10 protein-coding genes are annotated in these 11996 nt (G+C 42.5%); all 10 read right to left on the reverse strand.

Features of this window, described 5'->3' with window-relative positions; all coding sequences use genetic code 11:
- Positions 1-12: 12 nt before the first annotated feature.
- A complete protein-coding gene (locus NXM86_RS12005; protein WP_081188553.1) occupies positions 13-972 on the reverse strand; it encodes an ABC transporter permease in 960 nt (319 codons plus the stop codon).
- Positions 973-2043 carry an ABC transporter permease gene (locus tag NXM86_RS12010; protein ID WP_015863510.1) on the reverse strand — a complete coding sequence of 357 codons (1071 nt, stop codon included), beginning with the start codon at positions 2041-2043 and terminating at the stop codon, positions 973-975.
- Positions 2040-3569 (reverse strand): ABC transporter ATP-binding protein, encoded by a 1530-nt coding sequence (locus NXM86_RS12015; RefSeq protein ID WP_062678192.1) that lies wholly within the window; start codon positions 3567-3569, stop codon positions 2040-2042. The genes NXM86_RS12010 and NXM86_RS12015 overlap by 4 nt, the downstream gene beginning before the upstream one ends.
- 129 nt (positions 3570-3698) lie before the next feature.
- Positions 3699-4790, reverse strand: a complete 1092-nt coding sequence (locus NXM86_RS12020) for a BMP family lipoprotein (protein WP_062753334.1) — start codon at positions 4788-4790, stop codon at positions 3699-3701.
- 90 nt (positions 4791-4880) lie between these two features.
- Positions 4881-5612, reverse strand: a complete 732-nt coding sequence (locus NXM86_RS12025; protein ID WP_015863507.1) for a GntR family transcriptional regulator — start codon at positions 5610-5612, stop codon at positions 4881-4883.
- Between the two features lie 202 nt (positions 5613-5814).
- A complete protein-coding gene (locus NXM86_RS12030; protein ID WP_081188557.1) occupies positions 5815-8124 on the reverse strand; it encodes a DNA translocase FtsK in 2310 nt (769 codons plus the stop codon).
- Positions 8125-8230: 106 nt separating this feature from the next.
- A complete protein-coding gene (locus tag NXM86_RS12035; protein WP_015863505.1) occupies positions 8231-8455 on the reverse strand; it encodes a YlzJ-like family protein in 225 nt (74 codons plus the stop codon).
- On the reverse strand, positions 8452-9189 hold the full coding sequence (locus tag NXM86_RS12040; RefSeq protein ID WP_015863504.1) for a ClpP family protease: 738 nt from the start codon (positions 9187-9189) through the stop codon (positions 8452-8454). The genes NXM86_RS12035 and NXM86_RS12040 overlap by 4 nt, the downstream gene beginning before the upstream one ends.
- 109 nt (positions 9190-9298) lie before the next feature.
- Positions 9299-10966 carry a ribonuclease J gene (locus tag NXM86_RS12045; protein ID WP_015863503.1) on the reverse strand — a complete coding sequence of 556 codons (1668 nt, stop codon included), beginning with the start codon at positions 10964-10966 and terminating at the stop codon, positions 9299-9301.
- A gap of 151 nt (positions 10967-11117) precedes the next feature.
- Positions 11118-11990 (reverse strand): 4-hydroxy-tetrahydrodipicolinate synthase, encoded by an 873-nt coding sequence (gene dapA, locus NXM86_RS12050; RefSeq protein WP_015863502.1) that lies wholly within the window; start codon positions 11988-11990, stop codon positions 11118-11120.
- Positions 11991-11996 lie beyond the last annotated feature (6 nt).

The raw sequence follows: 11996 nt of genomic DNA on the forward strand, positions 1-11996 counted from the left end.
TCATTACGTCTTTTACCGTTTTCCTTTAATATAAGGCGTACCTAAAGCTTTCGGTGCTTCCGCGCGCCCGATAAAGCCGGCAAGCGCTAAAATCGTTAGCACATATGGAGCAATCAGCAAATAAACCGTCGGTACATCTTTTAAAAATGGAAGCGTTTTTCCAACTATACTTAAACTTTGTGCCAAACCAAAGAACAACGCAGCTCCCATCGCCCCAATCGGATGCCATTTTCCGAAAATCATCGCTGCAAGCGCCATAAAGCCGTGCCCGGAAATCGTCGCATGGCTGAAATCGCGCGAAATGATCATCGCATACACCGCACCGCCAAGCCCACCTAACGCTCCGCTGATCATAACGGCAATATAGCGCATTTTCGTCACATTAATTCCCATCGTATCCGCTGCCATCGGATGTTCACCGACTGCGCGAAGACGAAGGCCAAACGGCGTTTTGTAAATGACATACCATACGACAAACGCCAAAATAATCGCCAAATATGATGGAATGTACATATTGGAGAAAAAGAGCGGCCCGATCACTGGAATATCACTTAATACCGGAATGTCTATTTTATCAAATCCAACTTGAATCTGATCGGTTTGCCCTTTTCCGTATATTTTTTTGACTAAAAAGAGCGACAATCCAAGCGCTAAAAAGTTAATCGCCACACCGCTAACCACTTGATCAGCGCGAAACGAAATAGATGCAACGGCATGAAACAGCGAAAAAATGGTGCCGACAACCATCGCAACGAGTAAAGCGAGCCATGGGGTAAGCGTTCCAAATTTATCAGCAAACGTTAAATTGAAAACAATGCCAATAAATGCTCCAATGGTCATTAACCCTTCTAAACCAATATTCACAACGCCGGATCGTTCGCTAAATACGCCGCCAAGCGCTGTAAAAATAAGGGGAGCAGCAAAGAAAATGGCAGAAGGAATAATTACTTGCAATACTTCATAGACGCTCACTTATTCCGCCCCCTTTTTCAAACGAGATAGTAATAAACGAATGACATAACTTGACGCGACAAAGAAAATAATGAGTGCAATAATAATATCCACTAGTTCTGTTGGCACACCAGCGCTTGACGGCATTTCAAGCGCCCCAACTTTCAACGCGCCAAATAATAATGCTGATAGCAGTATTCCAAATGCGTTGTTTCCGCCAATCAGCGCCACAGCAATTCCATCAAATCCTACACCGGTAAAACCGGCTTTCACGGAAATATTTCCGAAAGTGCCGAGACCTTCCATCGCCCCAGCGATTCCAGCGAATGCTCCAGAAATGATCATGGACAAAATAATATTTGCTTTTACATTCATTCCTGCATATTGAGAAGCATGCTGGTTAAACCCAACAGCGCGCAGTTCAAATCCTTTTGTCGTTTTTTCAAGAAGAAACCACATAACGACCGCACCGATGATCGCGAAAATAATGCCATAATGTACGGAAGAGTGATACGTAATGGATTCTAAAAACTCCGAACGAAGCGATGCGCTTTCATGCACAGGCTTTGATTTAAACCCTTCATCCGATAAAACAGAGCGAATAATAGCGTTTGTCACATGAAGGGCAATATAGTTCATCATAATGGTAACAATCACTTCATGGACTCTTAAATACGCCTTTAAAATCCCTGGAATGAGCGCCCATATCGCTCCTGCCAGCGCTGCCGCTAAAATCGCCATCGGCAGGTGAATGACCTTTGGAAGTTCAAACGATACACCGACCCATACCGCCGCAAGCCAGCCAACAATAAGCTGACCTTCTACACCGATGTTAAACAAACCGGTACGGAAGGCAAAAGCAACTGCAAGACCTGCTAAAATATAAGGTGTCGTTTGTCGAATCGTTTCTCCAATGTAATATGGATCGCCAAATGCACCGTATAGAAGAGACGAATATCCGGCGAGCGGATTATAACCGCTTGCGATCATTACAACCGCACCGACAATCATCCCTAACAATACGGCCAATACAGGAACAACAAAGGCAGACGATGCGGAAACAAAAAATTTTTTAAGTTCACTCAACTTCATGAAGACACACCTGCTTCCTTCCGTTTACTTCCCGCCATTAATAATCCGAGTTCTTGCTCTGTCGTCTCTTTCGGATCAACGATGGCAACAATTTTTCCTTCGTAAATAACAGCAATACGGTCACTTACATTCATGACTTCATCTAGCTCAAATGAAACAAGAAGCACCGCTTTTCCTTGATCACGCTGTTCAATTAAACGTTTATGAATAAATTCAATTGCCCCGACATCCAGACCGCGTGTTGGCTGTGCGGCAATAAGCAAATCTGGATTTCGATCTACTTCCCGGCCGATAATCGCTTTTTGTTGGTTCCCGCCAGACAGGGCGCGCGCTTTCGTAAATTCGTCCGGCGTGCGCACATCGAATTCGGCAATAAGCTGACGCGCTTTGTCGTAAATCGCTTTAAAATTTAAAATTCCGCGTTTCGAATATGGGGATTTGTAATATGTTTGCAGCACCATATTTTCCCCAATTGGAAAGTCCAGAACAAGGCCATGTTTATGGCGATCCTGCGGGATATGGCCGACGCCTGCTTCGGTAATTTTTCGCGGCGGAAGGTTCGTAATATCGCGGCCGTTCAACAAAATCGATCCCGATTCCACCTTAACAAGCCCTGTAAGCGCCTCAATCAGTTCTGTCTGCCCATTGCCGTCTACCCCTGCAATACCCACAATTTCTCCAGCATGCACCGTTAAGTCTAAATGATTGACGGCAGCCACGCCGCGCGCGTCTTTTACGACTAAATCTTTAATTTCCAGCACTGGTTTGCCTGGCTGTGCTGGTTTTTTTTCTGTTTTAAACTGCACTTCGCGGCCGACCATAAGAGAGGCAAGCTCATTTGGATTTGTTTCTGAAACATTTAAAGTAGCGATTCCTTTTCCGCGGCGAATAACGGTGACACGATCGCATACTTCCATTATTTCCTTTAACTTATGGGTAATTAAAATAATCGATTTTCCTTCTTTCACCAACTTTTTCATAATTTGAATCAGTTCATGTATTTCCTGCGGAGTCAACACTGCCGTTGGTTCGTCAAAAATTAAAATGTCCGCCCCGCGATATAGCGTTTTTAAAATCTCGACGCGCTGCTGCATGCCAACCGAAATATCAGCGATTTTCGCCGTCGGGTCTACCGCAAGACCGTACCGTTCCGACAGTTCGCGTACTTCTTGTTCTGCGCGCTTTATATCAATGATTCCGCCTTTTTTCGGTTCACTGCCTAAAATAATGTTTTCCGTGACTGTAAACGTATCAACAAGCATAAAATGTTGATGCACCATGCCAATCCCAAGTTCATTCGCAACGTTTGGATCAGTAATGTTTACCTTTTGGCCCTTTACGCGAATCTCGCCGCCATCCGGCTGATAAAGGCCAAACAGCACGTTCATGAGCGTCGATTTTCCTGCTCCGTTTTCCCCTAAGAGCGCATGAATTTCCCCCTTTTTTAACTGCAATGTAATGTTGTCGTTTGCGACAAAATTGCCAAACACTTTTCGAATGTTCAACATTTCAATAACATATTCCAAATAAATTCACTCCTTACTTAAGCAAGGTAAAATCATAAAATGGAAGGATGCAATATCCGATTGCAGCCTTTCATTTTATGATTTTTTGCGAATAAAAAGGCTAGCGTAACCACTAGCCTTTTTATTCAATTATTTTAAGGATGCTTCAAACTGTTTGTATTCTTTGCGAGTCATTGGAACTTTTACTTCGCCTTTGATGATTTTTTGCTTCCATTCATCGACTGCTTTTAACACTTCCGGCTTAATGTTGTCTTGTGTAGGCGCAATGCCAACCCCGTCTTCTTGAAGACCATATTCAAGCGTTTTTCCGCCAGGGAAATCGCCATCTTTTGCTCGTTTTGCCAAGTCATATACAGCCACATCGACACGTTTTACCATCGATGTTAATGTAACGTTATACGTTTTGCCGCCAACTTTCACAACACCTTCAGGCGATTGGTCTTTATCCACACCGATTACCCAAATTTCACGGTTCGGATCTTTCTTTTTCAAGTCTTTTGCTTCAGAGAACAAACCATTTCCTGTTCCGCCAGCGGCATGATAAATGACATCGACTCCGGAAGCATACATGCTTGATGCAATCGCTTTTCCTTTATCCGCTTGGTCAAACGCACCGGCATATTGCACTTCGACTTTCGCTTTCGGATTAACAGCTTTTACTCCTGCAAGGAATCCGCTTTCAAACTTCTCAATTAATGGAATTTCCATGCCGCCGATAAATCCGATTTTATTCGTTTTTGTTGTTAAGCCGGCAACGACACCAACAAGGAATGAACCTTCATGCTCTTTGAACGTAATGCTAGCTACGTTTGGTTGTTCAACAACCGTGTCAACGATCGCAAAATGCTTTTTCGGGTTTTGTTCAGCAACTTCTTTTACTGCATCTCCCATTAAATATCCAATTCCATAAATCAAATCAAAGTCGCTGCGCACAAGCTTATTTAAGTTTGTCGGATAGTCAGCATCGCTTGATGATTGTAAATAATCATAACCGCCTCGGCCTTTTTTCAAGCCATTCTCTTTTCCAAATTTTTGCAAACCTTCCCAAGCAGATTGGTTGAAAGATTTGTCATCAATACCGCCAACGTCTGTTACCATCGCAACACTAAACGTGTCTTTGCCTTTGTCACCAGCATTATTCCCCCCTTGTCCACCGCATGCACTTAACAGTGTACCTGCTGCTAAAACAAGGGAAAGGGCGAGTCCAAATCGTTTTTTCATTAAAATACCCCCTAATCCATAAAAAAATTGTTGTGCTTTCTTACTTATTATAAAATCATCCCTATATTTCTATGTATGGATGTCACCTCCTTAAAAACTAAGGCGTTTTCGAAGTACATGAAAGCTGATTTTGTCAGAACGGAAATAGTTGATGGAATAAAAAATCGGCTCATCATTTTTATCAAAATGCATTTGCTTTAACACAAGAAGCGCAGTTTCTGGCTCACATTGCAAAATCGGCGACACTTTCTCATGGTAACCGAGCGGTTCAATGCGAGCTACAGCATAAGCAATATCGCGATTCGCCTGATTGTGTAAGTTTTCAAAAAGGGATTCTTGCTCATAGGAAATTCCTTTTGGTAAATATTTACATAAAATTTTGTCTATACAATATACAACAGGCTCCCCGTCAGCTGTACGGACACGTTCAATCAAAAGAATGTCATCGTCCGCCGAACATTGAAATCTCCGGATGTCATCTTCCGTTGGCTGTTGAATGGAAGAAGATAAAAAAATCGTTCCAGGTTTTCGACCTGCCTGCCGAATCATATCAGTAACGCTGCTTAACTGCTCGATCCCCGATGTAAACAGCGGTCTTGCATTGACGAACGTTCCAACACCATGCCGGCGAATAATCACGTTTTCTTCCTCTAAAACACGCAATGCCTCACGCAATGTTGCACGGCTGACACCTAGTTGTTTCGCTAATTCAAATTCCGATGGGAGCTTTTGTTTTTCTTTATACACGCCTGTTTCAATATCACGCTTAATTCGATCAATCACTTGTAAATATAGGTGACGGTTGTCTGACTTGATGGACATGAAAAAATCCCCCATTTTTCATTTCAACAGATATCAGACCTCTGACGTTAGACATGTAGACTCTTCGAGATTACTATACCATTTTTTTTGGGATAAATAAATAGTAAATAAAAATTTTGTCGAAAAAAGCAAAAAAACGATTGATAACGTTTTCAATGTGATATATTTTTTAAAAGAGCAGGCAACAAGTTTGCCTGCTCCCCTATGATGTTTTTACATTTTCTTTTGGAATAAGTACAGCGCGAGGTTTACTTCCTTCATAGGGTCCAACAACTCCACGTGCCTCCATCGCATCTATGAGACGAGCCGCACGATTATAACCGATGCGAAAGCGCCGTTGCAGCATGGAAACCGAAGCACTTTGCATCTCTACAACAAGCCGAACCGCTTCATCATACAATTCATCGTCAAATTCCTCGCTCTCACTATTTTCTTCGCTGACCATCATCTCTTCATAATATTGTGCTTTTTGCTGGGAAATAACAAAATCGACAACCTCTTCGACTTCTTCATCGGAAACAAACGCTCCTTGGACACGAATCGGTTTGGAAGCACCCATCGGCAAAAACAGCATATCGCCACGGCCCAGCAGTTTTTCCGCTCCCCCCATATCCAAAATAGTCCGCGAATCGGTTTGGGAAGAAACGCTAAAAGCGATCCGTGACGGAATGTTTGCTTTAATGACACCTGTAATGACGTCAACCGAAGGCCGCTGTGTCGCAATAATTAAATGAATTCCTGCCGCGCGCGCCATTTGCGCCAAGCGCGTAATCGAATCCTCTACATCGGAAGAAGCAACCATCATTAAATCTGCCAGCTCATCAATAATAACGACAATATAAGGAAGAAGCGGCTGTTTTCCTTCCGATTCTTGATTATGGCGCTGCACGTATTCATTATACCCTTCGATATTTCGTGTGCCTGTATGTGAAAATAATTCATATCTTCTTTCCATTTCTTGAACAACCTTTTTTAACGCTTGTGACGCTTTTTTCGGATTCGTCACAACCGGAGCCAACAAATGCGGTATTCCGTTATACACGCTTAATTCTACCATTTTCGGGTCAATCATCATTAATTTTACTTCATGCGGCTTTGTACGCATAAGCAAGCTTACGATAATTCCATTAATGCACACACTTTTCCCGCTTCCCGTTGCCCCGGCAATTAATAAATGCGGCATTTTGTTAAGCTCAGCTGCAACGACTTCGCCAGAGATGTCACGGCCTAGCGGAATTAATAGTTTCGCTTCATGTTTGTAATGATCGATCGCTTCTAACACTTCTCTTAAAGAAACGGTCGCAATTTCTTCATTTGGAACTTCAATGCCGATCGCGGATTTTCCGGGAATCGGCGCTTCAATACGAATGTCTTTTGCAGCTAGCGCAAGGGCAAGGTCGTCGCTCAAACTAACAATTTTGCTTACCTTCACCCCTACGTCCGGATATACTTCATATTTCGTTACTGCAGGGCCAAGATGAACTTGGGTTACTTTCGCCTTTACACCGAAGCTTTGAAATGTTTTTTCCAGCTTGCGCGCATTTGCATAAATGTTTGCATGATCTTTCGCTTGGTTTGATTGTTTTGGAAGATGGAGCAGTTCAAGAGGCGGAAGTTGATAATCAATATTTTCCATTTCCGAAAACGCTAACGGCCCAGACGCCTCTTCCTCAATGTCTTCTGCGTTTTCCTGCTCTCGTTCTTGTTCTATCTCATTCGAACGCGCGGCAGTAAAATCAGAAATAATCGGCGGAGGAGAGAGCGTTTCTCCTTCTTGTATGATCGGCTCCTCTTCTGTGCTGTCATGTTGCTTGTCGGGTTGTGGAGTTCTTGTTTTTTGCCGTTTTCGTCCCTGCTTTTTACCGCCCCACTGTTTTATATCCGCAACAAACGCCAGCCATTGCTCCTTGAGAAAAGAAGCGATTATGATCACCACTTTTCCCACTGTTTCACTCAATGATTTTCCGGTAATAAAAACGGCCCCGATGATAAAAAGAAAAAAACAAATCCATTTTGTTCCAAGTTCATCAAATAATTGATAGCTTGCCGCGAAGAAAAACGCCCCGACCATCCCGCCGCCTAAATCAGTATTCGCCGATTCTCCCCGCACTTCGTTCCAAAACAACTCCCATGTTGTTCGAATGATGCTAGGGTCAAATTGCCCGCGTCGGGACAATAAATCGAATAACGTTTCGTGACTTAGTAATAAAAGCGCGGAAACGATAATATATAAACCGAGAAGAATGCGATGAGTAAACGAAGGCCATGCACGCTTCCAAATGATATAAAACGACAATATAAATAAGGCTACAAACAGCAGCATATACCATTCTCCAAAGAAAAAACGCGCAATAAATACGAGCGTCTTTCCAACTAGCCCAAGACGCGCCATCGCGATGACGGAAATCGCTAACATCGTAAGACCAAGCAATTCAAATTGAAACGCTTCTTTCCAATGTTGCTTTGACTGCTTTGGCCGTCTTGATTTTTTCTGTCGTTTCCGTTTTGCCACAACTATTCACTCCAATAAACAAACTGAAAGATTGGAAAAAAGCAGCCATACTTGGCTGCTTTTTTCCGTTTGTTTATTATTATATCACGAATGGACATGGAATTCATTACGATGTTGTGGAAGAAATCGTAAATCTCGTTCCTGGTGCATATTTTTGTTCTAAAAAATGAAGCGGATTCGTACTTAAATTTTGAACAATTTCATATTCATTGGTTTCCGTTTTTTGTACAAGAAATGGAATTCCATCATAGTATACCATTGTTCGTTTTTCGTATTCTTCCTTGGCAGTTTGGAAGATAAGATGTTCCGGCATGATCGTATATAAAATCATTGGACAATCTTCCTTTCCCCTGATTTGTTCAGTTCAATTAATTCGCGCAATTTGTTCATCGCTTGAGCAACGCCGCCGACTTCATCAATAAGTCCGTATTTTACCGCATCAGGGCCGACAACATTGGTGCCGATATCACGCGTTAAATTCCCTTTGGAAAACATAAGTTCCTTAAATTTTTCTTCCGTAATTTTGGAATGTTTTGTAACAAAGCGAACAACTCGCTCTTGCATTTTATCCAAATATTCAAATGTTTGCGGAACGCCAATGACCAGCCCAGTCAATCGAACAGGGTGAATCGTCATCGTTGCCGTTTCGGTAATAAATGAATAATCACAAGAAACCGCAATCGGCACACCAATCGAATGACCGCCTCCTAATACGATAGAAACGGTCGGTTTCGATAAGGACGCAAGCATTTCCGCAATCGCTAATCCTGCTTCTACATCTCCGCCTACCGTATTTAAAATAACGAGCAGGCCTTCAATATTTTGATTTTGTTCAATGGCGACAATTTGTGGAATAACATGTTCGTACTTCGTCGCTTTATTTTGCGGTGGAAGTTGAATATGTCCCTCAATTTGCCCGACAATCGTTAAACAATGAATGTTTGTATCCGGCGTCATTTGCGGAATGTTTGTTTGACCTAGCTGTTGAATCGCCGCTGTTACTTGTTCCTCTTTCGTTTCTTGGTTTTCTTCTGATTCCGATTGTATGTAACGCTCTTTTTCCATGCATATTCTCCTTTCTTTCCGTCATACATATAGTATGCTCGAGTTGGAAAAGAAAAATGCCGATAGGAATTTCCTATCGGCATGTTCGTTGACTTTGAGCATGATTGTATTATACTTCCATAATAATTGGTAAAATCATCGGTTTTCGTTTTGTTTTTTCAAATAAAAATTGGCTCAATGCTTCGCGAATGTTTGATTTTAATGACGACCATTCGATCATATAGGTTTGCAAGCATTTATTCACAATATTTGCAACGATTTTTGTTGCTTCATCAAGCAATGATTCTGATTCTCTGACATAGACAAAACCACGCGAAATAATTTCCGGTCCAGCGATAATTTTTTTTGACTCTTTGCTCAATGTAACGACAACAATTAAAATCCCATCTTGCGAAAGAAGACGCCGGTCTCTTAAAACAATGTTGCCAACATCGCCTATGCCAAGACCATCAATCAAAATGTTGCCGTACGGAACTTTTCCTCCAGGACGCGCTACTCCATTGCGAAATTCAATGACATCACCTTTGTCAATCAAAAACGTCCTATCTTCGGAGATGCCAACCGCTTTTGCAAGATTAGCGTGTGCTTTTTGCATACGATATTCGCCATGAACAGGAATAAAATATTTCGGTTTCATTAAATTAAGCATTAGCTTCAATTCTTCTTGGCATGCGTGTCCAGACACGTGCACTTTTCTCTCGCGGTAAATGACGTTCGCTCCGGCACGATACAGTGCATCAATGGTTTTTGAAAATACTAATTCATATCCAGGCATCACCGATGCCGCAACAATGACAGTATCTCCTTCTTTTATGTTGACCTGCTTGTGTACTTGTTTAGCCATACGGGCCAATGCGCTCATCGGTTGGCCATGCCCGCCTGTTGTTAAAATAATAAGTTCCTTGTCATCATAGCGGTCAATGTCATGGATGGAAATAGTCACTTTTTCCGGAAGATGTAAATATCCAAGCCGAACAGCAATATCCATCACTTTATGCAACGTTTTCCCTACAACCGCTACCTTCCGTCCGTACATTTTTGCCGCATGTAATACTTGTTGAATTCTGGTGATGTTCGACGCATAGCAAGCAACAAAAACCCGACCATTCGCGTTATAAATAACATCGGCAATTTCCTGGGCTACAAGCGTGTCCGATCCCGTATAACCCGGTCTTTCCGCATTCGTACTATCGGATAATAGGCAAAGCACTCCTTGTTCGCCAATCTGCGCCATTTTCCCTAAATCGGCTCGATTTTTGCCATATGGAGTCTGGTCAAATTTAAAGTCGCTCGTATAGACAATGGCGCCTTGGGATGTATGAATGCTAATCCCAACCGAATCAGGGATGCTATGAATCGTTCGGAAAAACGTCACTTTTGCTTTATCAAACAAAATTTCCGAATCGGAGCGAATTTCGATTAGTTTTGCGTTTGTAATCCCCTGTTCCTTCAAAATCGATTCTGCCAATCCTAACGTAAGCTTTGTTCCGTACACCGGCACCGCCGTAATCTTTTTCAACACGTAAGCAATGGCGCCAATATGTTCCTCATGCCCGTGGGTTAAAAAAATTGCTTTAATGCGATCTTGGCGTTCAATGAGATAGCTAATGTCAGGAATCACTTTGTCAATCCCAAGCATCTCGTCCTCAGGAAACATGACGCCGGCGTCGATCACAAAAATGTCGTCATCCAGCTCGACCACATACATGTTTTTACCGATTTCCCCGACTCCCCCAAGGGAAAAAATCCTTATTTTCTCTACTTGTTTCGTTTTCAATGTCACGTCCTCCTATGATGATACTAACCCGCTCAAAGTCACTTGATTTTATTATAACTGATGGGAGATTTTGAATACAAGATGATTTATGAAGCGCTTTATAACAGCAAAAAACCAATCCGCCTATGCGGATTGGTTTTCCTTTTGGCTTTTATAATGTATTTAATAAATTCATTAGCTCGATGCGCTCTTGTTCGGTAAGCGGGACAAGCGGCAGACGAACAGAACCAACGTCTAATCCTTTTAACTGCAGCGCCGTTTTTACCGGTACAGGATTTGGCGCTGCAAATAACCCTTTCATAATTGGCAACAGCTTTTGATGCAGTTTTGCCGCTTTGGCAAGTTCCCCTGCTTCGAAAGCAGCAATCATTTGTTGCATTTCATTGCCAATAATATGAGAGGCAACAGACACAACGCCGGCACCGCCAATCGCCAATACCGGAAGGGTGATGTTATCGTCACCGCTGTAAAGCAGAAAATCCTCTCTCGTCCGGGCGATTATTTCCGTCATCGTATCTAAATTGCCGCTCGCATCTTTTATAGCAACGATGTTTGGAATTTCCGATAAACGAACAACCGTGTCAACAGACATGTTCACAACAGAACGTCCAGGAATATTATAGAGCATCACCGGAAGCGACGTGCTTTCGGCAATCGCTTTGAAGTGTTGATATAACCCTTCTTGATTCGGTTTATTATAATACGGCGCTACTAACATTACCGCATCGACGCCAGCTTCTTCCGCTTTCTTCGTCAACTCAATCGATGCGTGTGTATTGTTGCTTCCAGTCCCAGCAATAACTGGAACTCTCCCGTTCACAACCGAAACAACGTGACGGAATAAAGCAACTTTTTCTTCCGTTGTTAATGTTGGCGATTCGCCTGTCGTTCCGGCAACAACGAGCGAATCTGTTCCGTTTTCGAGCAAATAATCGACAAGCTTGGTCGTTTTTGCAAAATCGATATTTCCTTTATGATCAAACGGCGTTACCATCGCTGTCACGATTTTGCCAAATTGGATCAATACCCT

Source organism: Geobacillus sp. CX412, assembly GCF_027942335.1.
Classification (GTDB): Bacteria; Bacillota; Bacilli; order Bacillales; family Anoxybacillaceae; genus Parageobacillus_B; species Parageobacillus_B toebii.

Bases quoted from the DNA above. Each gene is read 5' to 3' on its own strand.
- NXM86_RS12035 (WP_015863505.1), bottom strand. From the start codon at position 8,455: ATGATTTTATATACGATCATGCCGGAACATCTTATCTTCCAAACTGCC.
- NXM86_RS12010 (WP_015863510.1), bottom strand. From the start codon at position 2,043: ATGAAGTTGAGTGAACTTAAAAAATTTTTTGTTTCCGCATCGTCTGCC.
- NXM86_RS12040 (WP_015863504.1), bottom strand. From the start codon at position 9,189: ATGGAAAAAGAGCGTTACATACAATCGGAATCAGAAGAAAACCAAGAA.
- NXM86_RS12020 (WP_062753334.1), bottom strand. From the start codon at position 4,790: ATGAAAAAACGATTTGGACTCGCCCTTTCCCTTGTTTTAGCAGCAGGT.
- NXM86_RS12025 (WP_015863507.1), bottom strand. From the start codon at position 5,612: ATGTCCATCAAGTCAGACAACCGTCACCTATATTTACAAGTGATTGAT.